The sequence below is a fragment of the Pseudooceanicola sp. LIPI14-2-Ac024 genome (genome assembly GCF_042188925.1).
Lineage (GTDB): Bacteria > Pseudomonadota > Alphaproteobacteria > Rhodobacterales > Rhodobacteraceae > Pseudooceanicola.
This window is the reverse complement of sequence record NZ_CP170102.1, coordinates 2,278,966-2,300,653: the sequence shown is the minus strand read 5'-3', so window position 1 is coordinate 2,300,653 and position 21,688 is coordinate 2,278,966. Positions and strand designations below refer to the sequence as shown.

Here is a 21,688-nt window from a genome sequence, read left to right as displayed (position 1 = left end):
GAAATGGGGGCATTGCCGATGAAGTATCTACTGGTAGGGGCCGGCCTGTCCGGCGCGGTCATCGGGCGGCGCCTGGCCGAGGCGGGGCACACGGTCACCATCGTCGATGCGCGTGATCACGTCGCAGGCAACTGCCATACCGGGCGTGACCCCGAAACCGGCGTGATGGTGCATGTCTACGGCCCGCACATCTTCCATACCGACGACGCCGAGGTCTGGGACTACGTCAATCGCTTCCAGGCCTTCCGCCCCTACAAGAACCGGGTCAAGACGACGTCGCGCGGCGAGGTCTTCTCCCTCCCCGTGAACCTGCACACGATCAACCAGTTCTACCGCAAGACGCTGCGCCCGGACGAGGCGCGCGACTTCATCGCAGAGCAGGCCGACACCACCATCGAGGAGCCGCAGACCTTCGAGGAGCAAGCGCTGCGCTTTGTCGGCCCGGATCTCTACGAGGCGTTCTTCAAGGGCTACACCCAGAAGCAGTGGGGCTGCCATCCGTCCGAGCTGCCGGCCTCGATCCTCAAGCGGCTGCCGGTGCGGTTCAACTACGATGACAACTATTTCTTCCACAAGTTCCAGGGCATGCCCGAGAACGGCTACACCGAGATGGTCGCCGCCATCCTCGACCACCCGGGCATCACCGTGCACCTTGGCACGACCTTCACCCGCGACCAGGCGGGCGAGTACGACCACGTCTTCTATTCCGGACCGCTCGACGGTTACTTCGACTTCGAGCTTGGGCGCCTTGGGTACCGCACGCTCGATTTCGAACGTTTCACCTACGAGGGCGACTACCAGGGCTGCGCCGTGATGAACTACGGCGAGGTCGGCGTTCCCTACACCCGGATCACCGAGCACAAGCACTTCTCTCCCTGGGAAGAGCACGAGGGCTCGGTCCTCTACCGCGAATTCTCGCGCGCCTGCGGGCCGGACGACATCCCGTACTACCCGATCCGCCAGGTCGACGAGAAGGCCATGCTGGCCGACTACGTCGCGCTGGCCGAGAAGACGGCGGGCGTCACCTTCGTCGGACGGCTGGGCACCTACCGCTACCTCGACATGGACGTCACCATCCGCGAGGCGATGGACACGGCCGAGGCCTTCCTGGCGGATGTCGCGGCAGAGCAACAGCCGCGGTCGTTTTACACCACCCCACTCTGACCCCCGCATTGCCTGAGGGGGGCGCACGTGGTTCAACGGGCGAACCTTTCACTTGGGTTCGCCTGACAGGCTTGATGATCGCACCGTGTTCAAAAGAAGAATAATCGATCTGTCTCGAAAGTTCGGGATAGTCATGTTTCAGCAGCACAAGCTGGAAATTCAGGAAACCGTTCGAAACACCTCACGCCGCAGCCAACAGGTCGCGCGCCAGTCTGCGGCTGATCTCGGTGGTCAACTGGCGGCCCAGGATCGTCGCTTGGCCGAGCTTGGCGTATCGCTCCAGCAGTTGCAGGCGCAGCTTTCAACACTCGACCAGGTGCAATCTCGTCTTTCGGGGATCGAGGCCGCGCTGCAGCGGTTGGAGGAAATCGAGCGGAAGACCCAGGAACTTGCCGCTCAGGGCATTGCAAAGACGGAAGGCGCACGCCACGCCGTCCTGACCGAGATGCGGATGGACCGCGGCTACATGGACATTCGTCGCAAGCTGCAGGTTCTCGCCACCGAGACCACAGCCGACTACGTGAAGACCAAGATGGCGCACGTCCAATCTGTCGATCACAAGTTCAAGGTACACGATGCCGGATTGGCAGCAGTCACGCTTGACGGTCTGGCAATGGAGTTCGGCGTCCACTCTGGCCGCACGATAAACTACATCGCGCAACAGCGTCCCGACTGGACCGTTCACGGCTTCGACTCGTTCGAAGGGCTGCCCGAGGCATGGCGCGACGGCTTCGACGCCGGTGAGTTCGCCACGGACAAGTTGCCGCCGGTGCGGGACAATATCCGACTGCACGTTGGCTGGTTCTCAGAAGCCATTCCCCGGTTTATCGAAGAGCATGTCGCGCAGGATGACGTGATCGCGTACATCCATATCGATTGCGATCTCTACAGCTCGACCAAGGACATCTTTCGGCTCTTGGGTGAACGGATGCGGCCCGGTACGGTTATCGTCTTCGACGAGTACTTCAACTACGACGGCTGGGAGCGCGGAGAATTCCTGGCGTTCCGGGAGTTCCTCGAAGAATTCGGCCTGAACTACGAGTACCTGACCTACAACTACAAGCATGAAAACGTCGCGGTGAAACTCACCTGACGGTTTCGGGCCGTCAGGAAAGTTGTACGGCAGGCTCGGCCCGGCCAGTTGCCGGCACCTCCGCGACGTAGGTCTTTCCCGCGAAATCCGCGTGGCCCGGCGCATCCTCGCTCAGCCCCTGCCGCGCGGTGGTGACATAGAGCGTTGTCAGGTCCGGGCCGCCGAAGGCGGGGCAGGAGCTGTGCGGGGTCGGGAGCGGCACGGCGTGCAGGAAGCGGCCGTCCGGGGCGTGGCAGGCCACGCGGGCGGAGCCCCATTGCGCGATCCAGAGGTTGCCCGCGGCATCGGTCACCGCGCCGTCGGGCTTGCGTTCCGGTTCTCCGTCGCGCGCGCGCAGGTCGAGGAAGGTCTCGGCCGCGGCCGCGGGCCAGCCGGTGGCGGGGTCGAGCGACTGGCAGAAGATCATACGCTTGCGGGTGTCGGCGAAATAGGCGCAGCTGCGGTCAGGAGCGAAGCAGATAGCGTTCGGCGTGGTCAGGCCGTCGTGAAGGCGGCGCAGCTCCCCCTGCCAGTAGCGGTAGATCGACCCGGAGGGGGCATTGCCCGCCTTGTCCATCGTGCCGATCCAGAAGCCGCCCCAAGGATCGGCGCGGCCGTCGTTGGAGCGGTTGTCGGGCCGATCGGCCTCGAGCGGGATGACGTGCGTCTCTGTCCCGGTTTCGAGGTCGAAGAGGAAAAGGTCACTCTCGCTCGCGATCAGGAGCCGGTCATGGTCGACCCAGCCGGCGGCCGAGACCATGCGGTCGAACTGCCATTCCCGCGCGGTCCCCGCGTCCTGCGACAGGAGCCGCGCGTTGACGATGTCGAACCAGAAAAGCTGTTGCCGTTCCGGGTGCCAGAGCGGTCCCTCGCCCAGGGTGCAGGGGCGGTGATCGTGGACTGTCGCCGTCATGCGTCTCCTCCGGGCAGCAGGGTGTCGAGGTCGGCGCGGTCGAACACGTCGAGGCGCGTCTCGCGCGAGGCGTTCACGATCCGGATGCCGCGCGCCTCGCAGACCTGGCGGGCGCGGGCGTAGGACGCTTCCAGCACCTCGAGGTTCGGCTGGTGCCAGCGTTCGCCGGGCGCCCGGTAGTCGGGGTGGAAATGGTTCCGCTCGCCGGCGTGCAGGTAGGTGTTGCCGTCGCGGGTGTCGGGCAGATCGTAGCTGTGGTCGAGACCGATCAGCACGATTTCGGCCGCGCCGAGGTGCACCGCGATCTGGATCTGGGTGTAGAGGATGGTCGAGCCCCAGCAGACGCCCTGTGCGAGGTCGTCGCTGAAGGCCGGAAAGTCGGGATCGGACAGCGGGTCCTCGAACGAGGCGGGCGGGCGGAACGGCATGAAGACCGTGTCGCCGGCGTGGTAGCCGAAGTCGCGCAGGCTGGCGGGAAAGATCTTGATGCTGTCGGTCAAGGCCGCGATCCGGTCGCGGTTGTTCAGCATGACCAGGTGATCCTCGACCGAATAGTAGGTCGGCCGCCAGTCGGTCTCGTCGTAGGCGAGGTAGATCTTGTTCGAGGCAAGCGTCACCGCGTCCCGCAACCGGTCGAGGTCGGCGATGTGCAGGCTGGGGCCGTTGCCGATGACGAAGACGCGCGCGCCGGCGTGGCGGTTGCGCAGCAGGCTCAGCATCGTGCGGCTGGCGCGTTCAAGGTCGCCGCGCGCGCTTTCGGGGTCGAGCAGGCGGTTCGCGTCAAGCGCCGTGCGCAACGGTGCGATCTGGGCCGCGGCGCCCTGCAGTGCGGCGCGGTGCTGCCGCTCCATCCGGTCGTGCAGGATCGCCAGCTCCCGGTGGCGTTCCAGCATCTGCGCGGCCTCGTCCGATCCGGCGCGCGGCAGGGATTTCTCGGCCGCACCACCGGCGATCCGGGTCCAGGCGGGGATCGAGGACTGGAGGAGCGCGGCGTCGCCCGAGGGCAGGCGGGACAGGCTGCCGTTCTGCCGGCGTGGGCCGCGCGGCGGGGCGGCCTTGGTCCCGGTCACCTTCTGGAGAAGCGATGGTTTCGGCGCAGGCTCCATCCCCCAGAGGCACATCGGCACCACCGTCCCGACGCCGCCACGTTCGAACCGCATGGCGTGTTCCGCGGATGCCAGGTCGCCCGCGAAGGGCAGGGGCAGGCCAAGGCGGTGCAGGTCGCGGGTGTCGATGATCTGCCAGGTCCAGCCGCCGTGGTCGGGGCCGCGGTCAAGCTGTGCGAGGGCGGCGAGGTCTGTGCCCTCGATCCCCGCGCCGATCGGCACGCCGGGCGTGCGGTGCCCGTCGAGCCGCAGCCCGACACCGCGGATGCGTCCGGGCAGCGCGTCGCCCCCGGGGTCGGCCAGCGCCGCGCCCAGCTGGATGCCGGGGCGCAGGAAGCGGGTGTAGGCGAGGGCGCGGGCAAACATTTCGGGGTGCAGGGCGATGCCCTGCCGGACAAGGCCCAGATGGCTGAATCCCGGCGCGTCGAAGCGGCTGTAGAGCAGGTCAAACAGCGCCCAGCCGAGCGGTGAGACGTCCTTGAGGCCCGGAAATGTCACGACCTCGACGCCTTCACCGCGCGGCATGTCGCCGGCGGTCTTGTCGTCGGCGAGGATCAGCAGGCGGATCGCATCGCCCGCGCCATGCCGGTCGCGCCAGGCCCGGTAGGCCTGCACCGCCTGTTCGGCCCCCGCGACATCGCCGCGCCGATCGAGGATGAGGCCGATCCTGGCATGCGGCTGCGGCGGCGCGTCGTTGGTGCCGAAATGGATGTCGAAATCGGCGTAAAGGCTCGTATCCTCGATCACGGGCAGGACGAAGCCGTCCATGTCGTGCGCCAGGATGGGCGGGCTGAAGACGGACCCGGGCTGGTGCTGTTCCAGCCGGCAGAGCTCTCGCGTTTCGCCGTCGCCCGAAACATGCCGCAGGCTGACGGTGACCGATCCGCGCTCCACGAAGAGCTCGCAGCCGAAGGCACCAAAGGCGGCGCCCTGCTTCCACCCGGTGAGGTCGAAGGCATTCGCCACCGTCTGTCCGAACTCGGGCACGTAGCCCTGCAGCCGGTTGTTGATCCCCCGTCCGAACCGCGCCACCACTACCCCTTCAGATGCTTGAACAGGTTGTCGAGCGTGTTCGCGTGCACGTATTCGATCGCCTCAACGGTGCTGTTCGCGTTGTGCGACGAAAGCGCGACGTTCTCGAACTCGAAAAGCGGGCTGTCCTGCGGCAGCGGCTCGACCTCGAACACGTCGAGGGCGGCGGCCGCCACCTTGCCCGAGCGGAGCGCATCGACCAGTGCCGCCTCGTCCACCAGCGGACCCCGCGCGACGTTGCACAGGATCATGCCGTCCCGGGCGCGGGCCAGCGTGTCGGCGTTGATCAGGTGGTAATTCTCGGCCGTCTGGTTGCAGCAGAGCGTGATGACATCGGCCTGCTCCAGCAGCGCGTCGAAGCTGACCATCGGCGTGCCGTCGGGCGCCTCGGGCATGTAGGGGTCCGAGGCGATCACCGCCATCCCCAGCCCCCGCGCGCGCTGGCCCACACCCTGTCCGATGGCGCCGTAGCCGACGACACCCATGGTGCGCCCCGCCATGCCGGGGAACCGGCCCTTGGGCCAGCCGCCCTGACGGATCAGCCGGTCAGTCCGTGCCAGCCGCCGGGTCGCCGCCAGCAGCAGGCCGATGGCGTATTCGCTGACCGCGTCGCGGAAGGCGCCCGGGGAATTGCAGACCGGCACGCCCAGGTCCTTGGCCGCCGTCAGGTCGATGGAATCGATCCCGGTGCCCCATTTCGAAATGACCTTGAGCCGGGGCAGGAACGCCTCGAGCACGCGGCGGGTGATCTTGTCGTCACCGGCCAGCCATCCGTCGACCTCGCCCGCGTAGGACAGGCACTGATCCTCGCCCATGAACTGGTTCACCTCGGGCCAGACCGGCTCCACGCCCTCGGCGCGGAGGAGCGCGTCGAAGCGGTCGCGCTCGTTGATCATCATGATGTTGGAGACGAGGACTTTCATCGGCGCGCTCACGGACGCAGGACCGACAGAAGTGCCTCGGCGATGTCGAGGTCCTGCTGGGTCTTGATGACGTGGCCCGAGATGGCGTTGACCGGGTAGAAGCCGATCTCGCCGTTGTAGGTGCCGATCTTGCCGGCCTCGACCGCCGCGACATAGGGCGCGGCCTGCCACCCGGTGATCGACCAGGTCACGCGCTGCACCGGGTCGAGGTCCTGGGAATTGGTCTTTTCCGCGAAGGTGAAGTTGACCGGCTGGTCGTGGTACGCGACCTCGATCTGGTCCTGGATGCAGGAGAGCATGACCTCCTTGCCCGAGGTCTTGAAGGCCTCGGTGAAGTCGCGGACCTCTTCCATGGTCAGCAGCGGCGCGATGGAATGCACCTGGATCAGCAGGTCGCAGTCGACGTTCTTGAGGAAGTCGTAGACGAACTGTTCGGACGTGGCGACGGAGTTCCCCAGCTCGGCCGGGCGCTGGTAGAACTTCACGCCGTATTGCTCGGCGAACTGGCCGAACTCGACATCCTCGGAGTTGATGTAGATCTCGTCGAAGCAGCCGGCCTTCTGGCATTTCTCGATCGCGTGGGTGATCAGCGGCTGGCCCCGCAGCGGGCGCAGGTTCTTCTTGGTGAGCCGCTGGCTGCCCATGCGGGCCGGGATCATGGCGACGGTCTTCATTTCCGGTGCGGTCCTCTCGTCAGTTCGCGATCACGGGCCCGAGCGACCCGGCCAGTACGCTGGCGTATTCCTCGAACAGGGCCGGCTCGGCGCAGAGGCTGAACTGGTCCCGATCGACCGGCGGCGTGTCGCCCCCGTGATAATGGCCGTAGCGAAGCCCGGCCTCCTGCGCAATGAGCGCGCCCGCCATGTCGTCCCATCCCTTGGCCTCGCGGCTGGCGACAAGCGACAGGTGCCCCGCCGCCGCATAACAAAGGTGCAGCGCCTGCGAGCCGACATTGCGCAGCTTGAAGCTGTTCAGCATCGCGGCCAGCGCGGCGGGCGCGTGGGTGGCGAGATCCTTCATCAGGCCGGAACTCAGTGTGGCGAGCTTCGCCGGATGGTCACGCCGGGCGAGGGGCGCACCTTTGACGAAGGCGCCCTGGCGCGAAAGCGCGGAATAGGTCGTCTCGTGCCGGATGTCGTGGACGGCCGACAGCACTGTCCGCCCGTCGATGGTAAGCGCCACGGCCACGGCATAGCTGGGCAGGCCCGCGACGAAATTCACCGTCCCGTCCAGCGGATCGACCAGCCAGACGGGGGCGTCGCCTCGTGCGGCGGTGTACCCTTCCTCACCGGTCACCACCGATCCGGGCAGCAGCGCGGCCAGCTCGTCCTCCAGCGCCCGTTGCAGGGCGAGGTCGACGGAGGTCACGAAGTCCAGCCCGTCGTCGCCCTTGGCCTCGGTCGCGAAGGCGCCGGACATGACCTCGCCCACCAGGACGGGCAGCCGGGCGACCAGCCGGTCGTGCAGGGCCCTGTCGGCGGGCTGGCTCATCTCAGAACTTCACCTTGCCGAAGAGGTCCTGGTCCATGTGCGTCATCCGCAGGTACTGCGTCATGATGTGGATGAAGCTCATGTGGATGTCCTCGACGATGCCGTAGTTCTGGCAGTCCACATGCGCGTTCAGGTCGGCCAGGTCCCTGGACCGCCCGCCCGAGAAGCCGGTGAACGAGATCGTGGTCATGCCCTTGGCCTTGGCCGTCTCGATCGCGCGCACGACGTTCTCGCTGTCGCCCGAAGAGCTGACGGTCCAGAGCACGTCACCCTCGCGCGCCATCGATTCAAGCTGGTAGGCAAACACCTCGGCATAGGAGATGTCGTTGGCCAGGGCCGAGTTCATCTCGGTATGGGCCGAAAGAGACATGAAGCGCGGCTTCAGCGCGGTGTCGGTGCGCACGCATTTCAGGAAGTCGCAGAGCGAATGGTTGGCGATCCCGGCCGAACCGCCATTGCCGCAGATGAAGATGAAGCGGTCATTCTCGATCGCGGTCTTCAGCGCGGCGATGATCCGGTCGAGCGCGGTCAGGTCGCAGTGCTGGGCGGCGGTGGCGAGCCGGGTGAAATATTCCGACGAGAACGCGGCGCAGCTGTCGTAGGGGGCGGTCGGGAAGAGGTCTTTCATGGGGGTCCTGGGGTCTTCAGGTTTCGATGACAAAGCGCAGCAGGCCTGAGCGCAGGCTGCGCTGCAGGAGGATTTGCAGGTCGTAAAGCCGGTTGCGGTCGGCGTCGCGGAAGAAGCCCGACCAGAACGGCACGTTGGTGTTCGCCGCCTGCCGGAAATGCTGGTCGAGGATCACGGCGTCGCGGCGGCCGGGCGTCGAAACCTCGCGCACGGTGTAGCCGAGGCGTTCCGCCATGCTGCGCAGCCCCGCGATCGAAAAGACCGCAAGCCGGTCGAGCGGGATGAAGCTGGGCGCTCCGGCGCCGAGCAGTTCGTACTCCAGCCCGTCCGCACAGGAACTGGCGATGAAAACCAGCGTGCCTTTCGGCGCGTTGGCCTTGATCGTCGCCAGCAGTTTCTCGGGATGTGCGACGCGGTCCATCTCGGCCTGGATAAGAACCACGTCGGGGGTGTCGGCCTTCAGCGCGACGGCGAGATCGGCGAAATCCTCGCCCGCCGCGTCGGCGTCGAGCGGCAGGAACTGCCAGCTCCGGCTCTTGCTCAGGCGACCCACGGCGGTTTCCCAATCAGGGGCGTGGCTGCTGTAGCGGTAATCCAGCACCTTGCGCAGGCGCCGGTCGCCCCGGCCGTCCGACAGCGAGATCCAGTTGAGGATCGAGATGAATTCGAACTCTCGCGCCTGGCTGTCCTCGTCCTCGGTCGCGCCCTCGCTGCGGGCGGCGGGATGGGCGGCGCGCAGCTGGTCGAGGACCGGCTGGTCGGGCACCCGCCGAGCGTAGATCGTGTTGCAGCCCGAACAGCGCTGGAACGGCATGAACACCTGGCCGAAGGTCTGGCTCTCGGTGGCGGGCGCGCCACAGGCGGGGCAGTCGCGGTCCACCCAGGCCACGTCCTCGTCCATCAAGAGCTCGATCAGCGCCTTGTTGCGGATGTGGCGATAGCGTTCCGACTTACGTCCAGAGACCGAGGAAGCATCGGGCAGGTGGTCGAGGAAAACGGGTGTCTGCATCGTCCTACTCCGCCGCGGACCGGGTGGTGGACGCGTTCGGCAGCGTCCATTCGTCGTCTGCGGCATAGATCGCCTCGACCAGTTCCATCACGTCGAGCGCCTGTTGCGAGGTGCCGAAGCGGACAGGTGTACCGGTCGCGACGGCGGCATGGAACTCGGCGATCTCCTTGTCCCAGGACCGGTCGTCGGTGAAGCGGATCTCCTGCAGCTCGGGGTTCGGGATCGGCGCGCCGTCCTTGTCGTGGCGGTTGAGCGCGACGGTCAGCACCTCGGTGCCGTAGCTGCCCGAATTCGACAGGATCCCGTCGACCGAGGCATAGCCGTTGCGCCCGTAAAGCTCGAGCCGGAAGGTGTGGCGCCATTGCGTGGCCGAGGAATGGATCGAGGCAATCACCCCGGCCTCGGTCTTCATCAGGGCAAAGGCGTTGTCCTCGACCGGCACGTCGGTCCAGAACTTGCGTTCGATGAAGGATTGCACCCGTTTGAAGCGGCCCGCGAACATCAGGAACAGGTCCAGCATGTGGATGCCCTGGTCGATCAGGATGCCGCCGCCCGACTGCGTCGGGTCGTTGCGCCAGTTGGCGGCATAGTTCGGCCCGCCCGCCTTGCCGTAGACGCCGCGCAGGAAATAGAGATCGCCGAGCGTGCCGGCTTCGACCAGCTTGGCCGCGTCCTCGATCGCGTCGTGGAACCGGTGGTTGAAGCCGAACTTCAGCACCCGGTCGCCGGCCTGGGCCTCGGCCGCGCGCATCCGTTTCACGTCGTCGGAATTGCGGCCCGGCGGCTTTTCGGAGAACACGTGCTTGCCGCGCGCCAGCGCGTCGCAGACCACGTCGGGGATCATCATGTTCGGCGTCGCGCAGATCACGATGTCGGGGTCGTAGGCATAGACCTCGGCCGGGTCGGTCACCATCGGGATGGTGGCGCCGGGATCGACGAAGGTATCGCAGGCGACGACCGTCTCGAACCCGCCGTGGCGGTCCATCGCGTCGTGGCGGATGCGTCCCATCTTGCCGTATCCGATGATGGCCGCTCGCAGTCGCGTCATGTCGTCTCTCGTCGGTCATGCCGCCGATGGGGCGGCCCGTTGCAGATACGCGGCGATCCTATGCCCCGCGCCGGGCGCAGGCAACAGAGGGACGGCGCCGGGCGGAGTTGTTCGCCGCTGTCCCGCCTGCTACCCGTTGCCCGGCGCGGTGCCAAGACCGCGTGGCACGGAAAGGCGAGGCTGATGCAGCGGGTCACGGAAATCCTGAAACATGCGCGGGCGAACGGCGAAACGGCGCCGATGACCGAGGGTGATCTGCCCGCCACCGAGGGCGCGGCCTATGCCGCGGCGACCGCCTGCGTCGAAGACGTGGCCGGGTGGAAGATCGGCGGCGCCAACCCCTGGTCGCGCGAGGTCTTTGGCAACACGCAGGTGTTCTTCGGCGCGCTCGACCGGCGCGAGACGTACCTTGACGGTGACAGCGTGCCGACCGCGGGGCTGGTCGCACCGCTGGCCGAGCCCGAGATCATGCTGCGGCTGTCGGGCGACGCGGACCGGCCCTTTGATGCCATGGCCCTCGGGATCGAGATCCCGGCGACGGTCCTGTCCGACGTGCTCAAGCCGGTGCTGCGGGCCCAGATGACCGACCGGGCGGGAGCGGGGCTGCTTTGGGTCGGGCCGGTGATGGCCTTTGACGAAGGCGCGCTGCTGTCGGCTTTCGATACGGCCTTTCACCACAACGACGCGCCCGTGATCGCGGGGCGCAGCGCCAACATCATCGGCGGCCCGCTCGGCGCGGCGGCCGAGTTCCTGGCGCTGGCCCGCCAGCACGTGATGCCGCTGGCGGCCGGACAATGGGTCGCGACCGGTGGTCTGAACCCCGCGGTGCGGGTCGCGGCGGGCGATACGGTGCGGTTTGCGGCGCTCGGGCACGAGGTGGGGCTGAAATTCACCTGACCGCTTGCCTCTTGGCCGGAATTGCCGCTGAAATCCTCGCGGGCGCAACATCGCCCCGATTTTTCCATGCGGAAGACTTTTCAAACGTTACTTAGGACGGCTAGGTCCTTGCCGTGAAGGCAACATCCCGAGCCCGGAGCATTCAGAGAGGCCCACCCATGACCGAGACCCCCGCCCGTATCGCCGTTGCCGGCATCGGCTATGTCGGCCTGTCGAATGCCGTGCTGCTGGCACAGCACAACACGGTCGTGGCGCTCGACGTCGATGCCCACCGGGTGCAGCAGGTCAACGCCCGCGAATGCCCGCTGATCGACACCGAGCTCGAGGATTACCTTGCCAACCGCGACCTCGACCTGACCGCGACGACCGATGCGGCCGAGGCGCTTGGCGGGGCCGAGTTCGTGATCGTGGCGACGCCCACCAACTACGACCCGACCAACAACTTCTTCGACACCTCGTCGGTCGAGGCAGTGGTGGCCAAGGCGCTTGAGTTCGCCCCGGACGCGACCATCGTGATCAAGTCGACGATCCCGGTTGGCTACACCGTCGACCTGAACCGCAAGATGGGCACCGACCGGATCATCTTCAGCCCCGAGTTCCTGCGCGAGGGCAAGGCGCTCTACGACAACCTGCATCCCAGCCGGATCGTGGTGGGAGAGGACAGCCCGCGCGGCCATCGGTTCGCCGCGCTGCTGCAGGGCGGGGCGATCGACACCGACATCCCGACGCTCTTCACCGGCTCGACCGAGGCCGAGGCGATCAAGCTCTTCGCCAACACCTTCCTCGCGCTGCGGGTGGCCTATTTCAACGAACTCGACAGCTATGCGCTGGCCTTCGGCCTCGACACCCGGCAGATCATCGACGGCGTCAGCCTCGATCCCCGGATCGGCGCGCATTACAACAACCCCTCGTTCGGCTACGGCGGCTACTGCCTGCCCAAGGACACCAAGCAGTTGCTGGCGAACTATTCCTCGGTGCCGCAGAACCTGATCCAGGCCATCGTCGAGGCGAACCGCACCCGCAAGGATTTCATCGCCGACCGCATCCTGTCGCACGCGCCCAGGGTCGTCGGCATCCACCGGCTGGTGATGAAGGCAGGCTCCGACAACTTCCGCCAGAGCTCGGTCCAAGGGATCATGAAGCGGCTCAAGGCGAAGGGGGTCGAGGTGATCGTCTACGAACCCGCGCTCGAGGCCGAGGAGTTCTTCAGCTCGCGCGTGACCCATGACCTGGCGGCGTTCAAGAAGGACTCCGACCTGATCGTCGCGAACCGCATGGTGCCGGAACTGCACGACGTGGCCGACCGGGTGTTCACCCGGGACCTCTTCAACTCGGACTGACGGGATCGGCCGACGGGGCAGGGGCGGCATTCGCGGCCTCGGCCCCCGGCAGGTTCAGCAGCCGGTCCCAGGAAGCGGGCGTGGTCAGCCGGGCATAGCCCTGCCGCCAGTCGTCGCGGATCCGGTCGTGATTGCGCCACAGCCGCAAAACCTGCGCGAAATAGGCCCGGCTGACCGTCCACGCCCGGCGCTTGGAGTGCGTCACGGTGTAGTGGCGGCCGTTGTCCTCGTCGACATAGGTGATCCGCGCGGCGCCCCAGAGCAGCCGCCGGCGGCCACGCTTGCGGGCTGGCAGCACCACGTCGTCGCCGATCCGGCGGAAGAAGGGCAGCAGGTAGCCGTTCAGCGTCAGCTTCATCAGGAGCCGCGCGAGGAAGTTGTCGGGATCCAAGCGGCGGCGGACGGTCAGCGGCGGCGCGCCCTCGGTCCAGACCTCGTCATGCATCAGCGCCTTGATCTGCGCGCGGCGGCTGGCGACGTCGGGATTGTCCTCGAAGTAACGCGGCCCGGCGATGAAATCCTGCAGCGACAGGGTCAGCGCCTCGATCGTCTCGTAGTGCGACGACAGCAGGCTGCGCAGGTAGAACCAGGCCACGATGGTCATCAGGCTGCGGCGCGAGATCTCGAGCTGCGGCGCGACCATGTGGTGGGCAAGATGCCCGCGCAGGTCGAGGTAGAGCGTCTGCGGCGATTCCTTGAGATAGAAGTCCTCGTCCTGGTGGCAGATCACGCCGGGCAGGGTGGTCGGACGGAAATCGTTCATCAGGCCGAAGCTGATGTCGTCCCCGCGCACGAAGAACGGGAAGGGGTCGTGCCGGACCGCGTCGACCGGGAAGGCAAAGAACCACCAGCCACCGTAGAAGTTCGCGGGCTTGGGCGTGCTGGCGGCATAGGCCGACTTCAGCACGATCGAGGGGCGGCGCAGGTCGGTCTGGCCGAACTGCGGGTGGCAGAGGCGATAGAACTCGGCCCCGTTTTCCCACATCGTCCATTTCATCCGGGCGTGCGCCAGCGCGCCCGACACCGCGGTCGCCGGGTCCTTGGCGTAGGCCAGGAAGGTCCAGGTGCGTTCGACCGCCTCCATGTGCACCGCGGCGTCATCGTCCATGAAGAGGCAGTGGCTGGCGCCGCGGCGGCGCGCCTCGATCAGGCCACGGGCAAAGCCGCCCGAGCCGCCGAGGTTGGCGTTCGGAAGGACCGTCACGCTGTCCGCCGCGGGCAGGTCGAGCGTCTGGCCGTTGTCCACGACGGTCAGGTGCAGGTGATCGGCCAGCGGCGTCCGGGCGATGAAATCGCGGAACCGCGCCACCGTGCGCATCACCGCCGCCTCGCGCCGGAAGGTGGTGATCGACAGCATCAGGTCGGGCGTCCGGCGTGGCGGTTCCTCGGTCTCCCACCTCGCGGCGCGGAGGATGCCGTCGGCGCTCATCGCGCGCAGTTCGAAATAGAGCACGCCGTGCGGCGTCGTCATCGCGTCGAGCGGCACGGGCCAGGTCTGGTCCGCCCCCGGTGTCAGGCGGATCGCGGTGTTCAGCACCCGTTCGGTCGAGCGGTCGGGCCGGGCCAGCAGGATGCTCAGCTCGAACCGGCCCTCGCCTTCAAGCGTTAGTGCGACGTCGTCGAGGCCGCAGTGCACGCGCCAGGCGCCGATGTTGAAGAGGTTGGAATAGGTCAGCGACGAGGCCAGCGCGCCGGCCGGGAACAGGACCTCGCGCGCGTCGAGCGACATCGCCGCCCCCTGCCGCAGGCGCAGGTAGAGATCGCGTTCGGTGCAGAGCCCCGGTTCGGGCCAGAGGAGCGCCTGAAGGCAATGCATGTGCGGGTCCGTCATGGCGTTCCTTGTGCCCTGTCCGGGCGCCGCGGGGCAAGCCTGACGTCCGGTGCGGGGCAGGGCCGGGAGGGTCCCGTCATTTCCGGTTCTTGGACGAGATCGTGCCGTTCGCGACCAACTGCAGGATCAGCGGCGCGACGAAGCGTTCGATCGCGGCGGCGGAGTCGCGCGGGATCTCGAGCCGGGCCAGCGGTGCATCCCGCGCAGGCAGCGGGTCGAGGAACAGCTCTTTGCGGTCAAAAAGCCGCTTGGCCAGTGCCGCGTTGCCCTTCTGGTACTTTCCCAGGACGCGCGACCGGGCCGACAGCGGCAGGATCAGCTCGCTCTGCTTGCCGGTGTGGCCCAGGTGCTCGCGATCGACCTGCTCCAGCGTGCGGCGCACCAGTTCGCGTTCCGGCCCGTCCAGCGCGTCGAGCGGCAGGTGGCGCATGAACTCGACCATCTCGGCCGAGTGCGAGGCGTTGGTGTGCGCGGGCTTGCCCATCTCGGACACGTCGTCGAACCCGATCTGGCGGCAGAACTCGATCACCGGGCCGCCGGGCATCTGGTCCTTTTCAAAGACGACCAGTTGCAGGTTCTCGGCCCCGAACCGCTTTTCCAGCATCTTCACGTAGCGGTCGTAGTGGATCCAGTGGAAGTCCTCGCGCATGGCGAGGAACTCGTCGAAGGTGCAGTGGCTGTAGCGCGGGTTCCACTGCCACTTGACGTTCTGGAGGTACCAGCTTTCCAGCCAGTGATCCTGCCGGCGCAAGTAGAAGATCACCTTGACGTCGAAATGGTCGCGCAGCCGGGCCAGCGGTTCGAGGTCCTGCCGCATGCAGATGTCCTCGTCGCTGATGACGATCCGGTCGATGGGCACGTCCTTGTTGTCGCAGCGCGCGTTCAGGTCGGCGGCCACATCGGCCACGTCGGCATGGCCGTTCAGGATCTCGTTCACGATCTTGAAGTGGCGCTTGACGTTGTAGGGATAGAGGCAGCCCCGCGCGATGAAGGCCTCGCGGTTGGCGTGCATGAAGGCCTGGATGGAACTGGTCGCGGTCCGGTGGCTGCCGATGTGAAGATAGAGGCTGCGCTTCATGTCTTGCTTAGGGGCTCGATCTGTTGCGGCGGGTGTCAGACCCGCCGCTTTTGCAGAAAACCGCACGCGGGCACAAGCGGGTCTTGGCCAGGGGCCGCCCGATTACGTCGCGGTGGTGCGGTTCAGAGCATCCATTCGATCGGCAACCAGCTCATGAAGGTCACGATGGCGCGTTTGGTCCAGGGTACGTTCGGTTCGGTCACGAAGAGCTTTTCCGCCCCCTCGCGGTTGACGTGTTCCCAGTCGATCTGGCCGATGTCGATGTCGCGCACCCGGTAGAACCGGCTGGGATCCTCCAGCGCCGAGGAGATGCCCGCCGCAATCGTCGGGCTTTCGATCAGCAGCCCCATCTCGGTATTGAGCTGGGCCGACCGCGGGTCGAAGTTGAACGACCCGATGAAGACCTCGTCGCCGTCGATCGCGAACGACTTGGCGTGCAGGCTGGAGGTCGAGCCGAGCACTGTCGGCAGCTTGTCGGTATGCGCCCCGGCGGCCTCGGCCGTCAGTTCCAGCACGATCACGCCGTTTTCGACCAGTTTCGGGCGGTACTTCATGTAGGCCGAATGCACCGACGAGACGTCGTTCGATTCCAGCGAGTTGGTCAGGACGCGGGTGTTCACGCCGCGTTCGGCCAAGCTCGACAGCAGCTCGGTCCCCTTGTCGGCCGGGATGAAATACGCCGAGACGAGGTCGACCGAGGTGTCCGCGTCGGCGAGGATGCGGGCGAGCTTGTTGATCATCAGCTCATCGCCCTCGGCCTCGCGCAGGGTCTTGACGGGGTCGTCGGTGATCAGCTCGACATTGGTCCATTCAAAGAAGTCCGGCGTGCCGAGCTCGGCCATCATGTCCGAGTTCTGCACCAGCTTGAGGTAGGCGGACCCGTCCACGGTTTCGCGCGCCGCCTGGCCCTCGGCCTTGACGCTTTCCAGGCCCTCGGGCGTCGGCTCGTCCAGGATCAGCTCGGCCGGGTAGGCCGAGGCGCTGTTCCAGTAATCGTCGAAATTGGCCGATACCGCGTCGGTCGCGGGGCCGATGGCGACGGTGTCGAAGTCGAAGTAGTGCGCGCCGTCGCCGAATTCAAAGTAGATGTCGCCGATGTTGCGGCCGCCGATGATCGATACCGCGCCGTCCGCGATCATCGCCTTGTTGTGCATCCGGTGATTGAGGCGCGAGAAGTCGAAGACATAGGACAGCAGCTTGGGATTGCGCAGGGTGAAGGGGTTGTAGAGGCGGACCTCGAAGTTCTCCATCGCGTTCAGCGCCGCCAGTTCCTCGTCGAGGCCCGGGATGCCGTTGTCGTCCAGGAGAAGGCGCACCCGCACGCCGCGTTCGGCGGCCTGGCGCAGCTCGTCCAGCAGCAGCCAGCTGGTCGTGTCCTCCTGCCAAATGTAGTACTGCGCATCGATGCTTTCCTCGGCGTTGCGGGCCAGCAGGACACGGGCGGCCAGCGCCTCGGGGCCGTCGGCCAGCGGGCGGACGCCGGACAGGCCGGGATGTTCGGCCTCGCCCCTGGCCTTGGCCTGCCCCATCATCGTCGCCTCGCTGGACTGGACGTACGAGGACTCGGCCACGTCGGTGGCATCGGGCAGCGGGAACAAGAGCCGCATCCCGACGATGAACACGACGATGATCACGATGATGGAAATGAGAAAGCCGATGATACGCATTAGAAAATGTCCAGTTGAGGCGGTTCTGTCGCGGGTCCCTACCCAGAAGTTGTAAAACCAAGACGCGGCGTCAAGCAAGCGTGCCGGCGGCGACACCGCGGCGGCGGATCAGTGGGCAAAGCCGCCGCCCTCGGTCAGTTTGTCGGGCAGGCGGTTCAGCACGATCCACCCGGCGATGGCCCCGACGAAGATCGGCAGCAGGAGCCCGTCGCCGATGACGAAGATCATCACCGCCCCCGCCAGCAGCGGCTTCTTCAGCCCTACGGTCGAGGCACCGGTCATGCCGGCCGCTACGCCGATCAGCGGATCGAGCCCCGGCACGACGTAGAGCATCGCGCCGCCAAGCGCCGCGCCGGTGAAGCAGAGCGGGAAGATCGGGCCGCCCAGCCACCGGCTGCCAAGGCAGACGGCGCAGAGCGCGGCCTTGGCAAGGCCCAGGACGATCAGGATCAGCGGCCCGTCCTCCTGCCCGAGGGCCAGCGCCTCGCCGATCTCGTTATGGCCGGAAAACAGCAGGATCGGTGCCGCGGTGCCGACAAGGCCCAGCACCAGCCCGCCCAGCACCGGTTGCAGGAACACGTTCGGCAGGCGGGCGGCGTAGGCTTCGGTCAGGCGCAACCGCAACCAGATGAAGAGCAGCCCGCCAAGCGCCCCGGCGATGCCGGGCACGATGGCGATCAGCCCGTCGTATGTCTGCGGCTCGGCATTGAAACGGGGCAGGTACATCACCGAAAGCGCGCCCTCGCGCAGGAACTCGGCGGTCCAGATGAAGGCCAGCACGCCCGCGAAACCGGCGAGGTAGTGGGTGATCCGCGGCGCGGTGCCCGGGGCCTCGGCCTGCACCGGCCCGGCCAGCGGAGAGCCGTAGAACCCCGCCAGCCCGCCGGCCAGCCCGGCCTCGGCGATGGCCTGGCGCTCGGACGCCTCGCGCCCCAGTTTCAGCGCGATCATCGTCGACAACGCCGAGACCAGCGCGATGATCCCGCCCTCGGGGCCAAGCGCACCGGCGAAGGCCACCGCCACGATCGAGCCGAGCGTCATCCACAGCGCCTGCAGCCCGTGGCGCGGTTTCGGGTCGTGTACCTGCGCGATCTCGTCCTCGACCGCCAGCCGGGCGCCCATCAGGGCAGTGATGCCGATCAGCACCCCGCCCGCCAGCGTCATCGGCAGGATCATCCAGCGCGGTGTCTCGTCCGGCCAGATCAGGCCCTGCAGGTCGATCATCAGGACGTAGGCCGCGGCGGCAATGGCCCCCGCGGCAAGGCCGAGCGCAACCGCGATGACGGCGAGGTAGAGGGTGAGCCTGGGCGCGGCGGCCGGGGTCGTGTCGGTCATCTCGCCTCTTCCGCATGGAAAAGGCCCCGGCCGGTACGGCGCGCGGGGCCTTCAGGTCGTGGCAGGCGCGGCAACGGTCAGTTGCGCCGCGGTTCCACCACCAGTTCCTTGAACACGTAGAGCGGCAGCAGGATCGCCGCGATCATGCTGCCCAGCCAGACCAGCAGCGTGGCGGCGAGCCAGTTCGCGACCCCGCCCATGTTCATCGACTGCATGACCAGGTCGACCAGCAGAAGGCAGATCCCGATGGTGATCAGCGCGACGCCGCCGCGCAGCTGCGGGATCGTGGTCAGCGCCATCTTGGTGATCAGCGGATCGAGAAGCGTCTGCGCACCGGAGAAGATCGCGACAACCAGGATGAAGGAGAGCCAGTCGATACTGAACCCTGGAAGGATGAGAACCGCGACAAACAGGCCAGCGGCATTCGAGAGCAGGTACGCACAGAGGCGATAGATCATCCGCAGCACGACAAATTCTCCGATAAGCAAATAGTTAACCTAGTGTTAACTCAGAAATATCGACCTGACAACGATTAGGCGAATGCGCCGCCGCGGATCCCGGAAAGCGGCAATTTTTGACGTATCGGAATGCAACTGCCCAGCAATCCTTGACCTTACGTCTTGCCGGTGCGGGATCCGCGTGCCACTTTCGGCCGGCATCACGGGACCGGGGGCGACGGAATGGAAGATCGCAGCATGGGCAGAACCGCCTGGAACCTGGCGTTGGCGCTGATCAACGCCTCACTGATTCTCCTCGCCGTGTGCCTGTTCCTGGTGTGGAAGGTGCTGTCGGCGGCCGAGGACGTGTCGGCCAACCTGGCGGCGACCTCGGCGACGATCCAGCCGATCGGCACCCAGATCACAGAGCTGACCGAAGAGGTCGCGGGCGCGCGGTCCGACCTGGCCGAACTGCGGGCGGCGGGGCAGGCGATGCGCGAGCAGGGGCTGCCCGAACCGACCGGTGAGCTGACCGAACGGCTCGACCGGATCGAGGGCCAGCTGACCGAGCTGACTGACTGGGTCGGAGAGGTGCGCGAGGATCCGGACGCGGTCATCGACCGGGCCATCGACGCGGCCTTCGAGGAACTCAGGGCCGTGGTGGCCGAAACCGTGGCGCTGATCCGCGGGGCGCGGGAAGGCAGCTGAGCCTATTCCTCCTGCGCGGCGTCGAGCTGCGCACAGCCCTTCAGCGCGGCGCTGTCGTCCTTGATGATCCAGACCGGTGTGACGAGGTCGAACTCGAGCGGGATCGGGGCGTCGAAGGTTTCCAGGAACGCCTCCTTCGCCGGTGAGGTCAGGATCGCCCGCGCGACGCTGCCCGCGAAAAAGAGGCCGGCATCCGGCATGAAGGCCAGCTTCAGGTTCCGCGCCAGCCGGCCGATCAGACCGGCATAGAACTGCAGCGCGGCCTGCACCTTGGGATCGTCCCGGGCCACCAGCGTTTCCGGCCGGTCGGCTGGCAGGCCGGTCATCGCGGTCAGGACCTTTCCCAGCCCCGCGCCCGAGAAGCAGGATTCGATGGTCGTGAACTCGTCCGCTGCCGGACCGACGCGGGCGTCGAGCGCGGTGCGGATGTCCTCGGGCAGGGTCAGGTGGCCGTGTTCCGAACGCAGGCACTGCGCCACGCCCGGCGCGGTCCAGAGCACCGGGCTCACGTTGAAGCCGGTGCCGATGCCCGCGACCAGCGATTGCGTGCCGCGGTTGCGCCCGGCGCCGGTATGGGCGACCGGGATCAGGCCGTCATCGTCCAGTGCGGGCAGGGCGTGGCCAAGCGCCTTGAGGTCGTTCACCAGCGCCGCATGGGACGCGCCGAACCGGTCGCGCATCGCGGCGGCGTCGAAATCCCAGTCATGGTTGGTCAGCCGCGCGTGGCCCGGCCCGACCGGCCCCGCCACGGCGACGACGATCTCGTCCACCGGCACGCCGGCGGTGTCGAGGAACTGGCGCATCACCTCGTCGAAACTGCCGTGTTCGGCATTGCGGAAGTTGCGCAGGCTGTCGACCTGCACGGCGCCGCCTTCGGCCAGGGCCATCCGCGTGTTGGTTCCGCCCACATCGGCAATCAGCCGCATCGCTGCCAGTCCTTCCATGTCCCGTGCCTATCTGCCCCGGTCGGGGGGCTGAAAACAAGTCAGCCCGGGCGAATGTGGCCCGGGCTGCGCTTTCGTGGTCGCTATGTCCTCAGAACGGGCTGTCCGGGAAATAGAACTGCTCGGCGTTTTCCGGCGTGATGATCTGGCTGCCGATGATGAAGCGGCCGGACACCGGGGTCGGCGACACCAGGCCAAGCGCCGTCAGCTCGATCGCGGTGGCGATCTGCGCCGGCGGGTAGGTCACGTTCACCGGCAGCATCGGGTCGCCGTCCATGATGCGCTTGATGATCTCCTTCATGCCGGCCCCGCCGACGACCCACATCTCGTCGTTGCGGCCCGCCTGGTCGATGGCTTCGAGCACGCCGACCGCCATGTCATCGTCCGCCGCCCAGACCGCGTCGATGTCCTCGTACTTGGACAGGAAGTCCTGCATCACGTTGAAGGCGTCGTCGCGGTTCCAGTTGCCGTGCTGCATGTCGAGCACGTTGATCCCCGACCCTTCGATCGCGGCGGTGAAGGCGTCGACGCGCTCGTTGTCCAGCGTGGTCGGGATGCCGCGCAGGACGACGACGTTGTCACCCGATTGCAGGTTCTCGGCAAAGTATTCGCCCGCGACGCGGCCGAAGCCGGTGTTGTCGCCCGCGACGTAGAGATCCTCGATCCCCGGCACCGACAGGCCGCGGTCGACGACCGTCACCCAGATGCCGGCGTCCTTGACGGCCTGCACCGGGCCGGTCAGCGGTTCGGATTCGAACGGCAGCACCACCAGCGCGTCGATGTCGCGGGTGGCGACCATGTCCTCGATGTCGTTGACCATCTTGCCGGCGTCCCCGGCGGTGGCGAGCACGAATTCGAGGTTGGGATAGGTTTCCTGCAGGCGCTCGATGGCGGCCTGCGCGTGGTAGTTCAGCCCGCCCATGAAGCCGTGGGTGGCCGAGGGGATGGCGACGCCGATGGTCTGCTTGTCCTGCGCCAGGGCAGGGGCGGCCACCGCCATCGTCGCGGCGAGCGCCGCGCCCTTGAAGATGTCTCTGCGTTTCATTCGTTTTCCTCCCAGATTGC

20 protein-coding genes are annotated in these 21,688 nt (G+C 66.9%); 5 read left to right on the top strand and 15 right to left on the bottom strand.

Features of this window, described 5'->3' with window-relative positions; all coding sequences use genetic code 11:
- Positions 1-18 precede the first annotated feature (18 nt).
- The gene (gene glf, locus ACE2AC_RS11215) at positions 19-1,164 is read left to right on the top strand and encodes a UDP-galactopyranose mutase (RefSeq protein ID WP_375687105.1); all 1,146 of its coding nucleotides are present in this window, start codon (positions 19-21) and stop codon (positions 1,162-1,164) included.
- Positions 1,165-1,297: 133 nt separating this feature from the next.
- Positions 1,298-2,257, top strand: a complete 960-nt coding sequence (locus ACE2AC_RS11210) for a class I SAM-dependent methyltransferase (RefSeq protein ID WP_375687103.1) — start codon at positions 1,298-1,300, stop codon at positions 2,255-2,257.
- A gap of 13 nt (positions 2,258-2,270) precedes the next feature.
- On the opposite strand, the gene ACE2AC_RS11205 is transcribed toward ACE2AC_RS11210, so the two are convergent.
- From ACE2AC_RS11205 to ACE2AC_RS11170, 8 genes are read right to left on the bottom strand one after another with little or no spacing between them, the layout of a single operon-like run.
- Positions 2,271-3,149, bottom strand: a complete 879-nt coding sequence (locus ACE2AC_RS11205) for an SMP-30/gluconolactonase/LRE family protein (RefSeq protein ID WP_375687101.1) — start codon at positions 3,147-3,149, stop codon at positions 2,271-2,273.
- Positions 3,146-5,287, bottom strand: a complete 2,142-nt coding sequence (locus ACE2AC_RS11200) for a hypothetical protein (RefSeq protein ID WP_375687099.1) — start codon at positions 5,285-5,287, stop codon at positions 3,146-3,148. Before ACE2AC_RS11200 ends, ACE2AC_RS11205 begins: the two co-directional genes overlap by 4 nt.
- Positions 5,288-5,289: 2 nt before the next feature.
- A complete protein-coding gene (locus ACE2AC_RS11195; RefSeq protein WP_375687097.1) occupies positions 5,290-6,210 on the bottom strand; it encodes a phosphoglycerate dehydrogenase in 921 nt (306 codons plus the stop codon).
- An 8-nt stretch (positions 6,211-6,218) separates the two neighbouring features.
- Entirely contained in the window at positions 6,219-6,884 is a 666-nt protein-coding gene (locus ACE2AC_RS11190) for a cytidylyltransferase domain-containing protein (RefSeq protein ID WP_375687095.1), read from the bottom strand.
- A gap of 19 nt (positions 6,885-6,903) precedes the next feature.
- Positions 6,904-7,701, bottom strand: coding sequence for an inositol monophosphatase family protein (locus tag ACE2AC_RS11185; RefSeq protein ID WP_375687093.1), 798 nt, complete (start codon positions 7,699-7,701; stop codon positions 6,904-6,906).
- A gap of 1 nt (position 7,702) precedes the next feature.
- Complete coding sequence (locus ACE2AC_RS11180; RefSeq protein ID WP_375687091.1) at positions 7,703-8,329, bottom strand: SIS domain-containing protein; 627 nt, start codon at positions 8,327-8,329, stop codon at positions 7,703-7,705.
- Positions 8,330-8,345: 16 nt separating this feature from the next.
- A complete protein-coding gene (locus ACE2AC_RS11175; RefSeq protein ID WP_375687089.1) occupies positions 8,346-9,338 on the bottom strand; it encodes a hypothetical protein in 993 nt (330 codons plus the stop codon).
- 4 nt (positions 9,339-9,342) lie between these two features.
- On the bottom strand, positions 9,343-10,386 hold the full coding sequence (locus tag ACE2AC_RS11170) for a Gfo/Idh/MocA family protein (protein WP_375687087.1): 1,044 nt from the start codon (positions 10,384-10,386) through the stop codon (positions 9,343-9,345).
- A gap of 183 nt (positions 10,387-10,569) precedes the next feature.
- Between ACE2AC_RS11170 and ACE2AC_RS11165 the strand changes: the two genes are divergently transcribed.
- Both ACE2AC_RS11165 and ACE2AC_RS11160 read left to right on the top strand, forming a co-directional pair.
- Entirely contained in the window at positions 10,570-11,283 is a 714-nt protein-coding gene (locus ACE2AC_RS11165) for a hypothetical protein (protein WP_375687085.1), read from the top strand.
- Between the two features lie 158 nt (positions 11,284-11,441).
- Positions 11,442-12,623, top strand: a complete 1,182-nt coding sequence (locus ACE2AC_RS11160; protein WP_375687083.1) for a nucleotide sugar dehydrogenase — start codon at positions 11,442-11,444, stop codon at positions 12,621-12,623.
- Here the strand turns inward: ACE2AC_RS11160 and ACE2AC_RS11155 are convergent.
- The 5 genes from ACE2AC_RS11155 to ACE2AC_RS11135 form a co-directional block, all read right to left on the bottom strand.
- Positions 12,610-14,454, bottom strand: a complete 1,845-nt coding sequence (locus ACE2AC_RS11155; RefSeq protein ID WP_375687081.1) for a glycosyl transferase — start codon at positions 14,452-14,454, stop codon at positions 12,610-12,612. The two genes, ACE2AC_RS11160 and ACE2AC_RS11155, sit on opposite strands and share 14 nt — an antisense overlap.
- Before the next feature lie 76 nt (positions 14,455-14,530).
- Positions 14,531-15,532, bottom strand: coding sequence for a hypothetical protein (locus tag ACE2AC_RS11150; RefSeq protein WP_375687079.1), 1,002 nt, complete (start codon positions 15,530-15,532; stop codon positions 14,531-14,533).
- Between the two features lie 122 nt (positions 15,533-15,654).
- Positions 15,655-17,199 carry a phospholipase D family protein gene (locus ACE2AC_RS11145; RefSeq protein WP_375687077.1) on the bottom strand — a complete coding sequence of 515 codons (1,545 nt, stop codon included), beginning with the start codon at positions 17,197-17,199 and terminating at the stop codon, positions 15,655-15,657.
- Between the two features lie 108 nt (positions 17,200-17,307).
- Positions 17,308-18,534: a chloride channel protein gene (locus tag ACE2AC_RS11140; protein ID WP_375687075.1), complete on the bottom strand. Its 1,227-nt coding sequence runs from the start codon at positions 18,532-18,534 to the stop codon at positions 17,308-17,310.
- A 77-nt stretch (positions 18,535-18,611) separates the two neighbouring features.
- Entirely contained in the window at positions 18,612-18,992 is a 381-nt protein-coding gene (locus ACE2AC_RS11135; protein ID WP_375692096.1) for a hypothetical protein, read from the bottom strand.
- A gap of 237 nt (positions 18,993-19,229) precedes the next feature.
- Between ACE2AC_RS11135 and ACE2AC_RS11130 the strand changes: the two genes are divergently transcribed.
- A complete protein-coding gene (locus ACE2AC_RS11130; RefSeq protein ID WP_375687073.1) occupies positions 19,230-19,679 on the top strand; it encodes a hypothetical protein in 450 nt (149 codons plus the stop codon).
- Positions 19,680-19,681: 2 nt separating this feature from the next.
- On the opposite strand, the gene ACE2AC_RS11125 is transcribed toward ACE2AC_RS11130, so the two are convergent.
- Complete coding sequence (locus tag ACE2AC_RS11125; protein ID WP_375687071.1) at positions 19,682-20,623, bottom strand: glucokinase; 942 nt, start codon at positions 20,621-20,623, stop codon at positions 19,682-19,684.
- 91 nt (positions 20,624-20,714) lie between these two features.
- Entirely contained in the window at positions 20,715-21,668 is a 954-nt protein-coding gene (locus tag ACE2AC_RS11120) for an ABC transporter substrate-binding protein (protein WP_375687069.1), read from the bottom strand.
- Positions 21,669-21,688 lie beyond the last annotated feature (20 nt).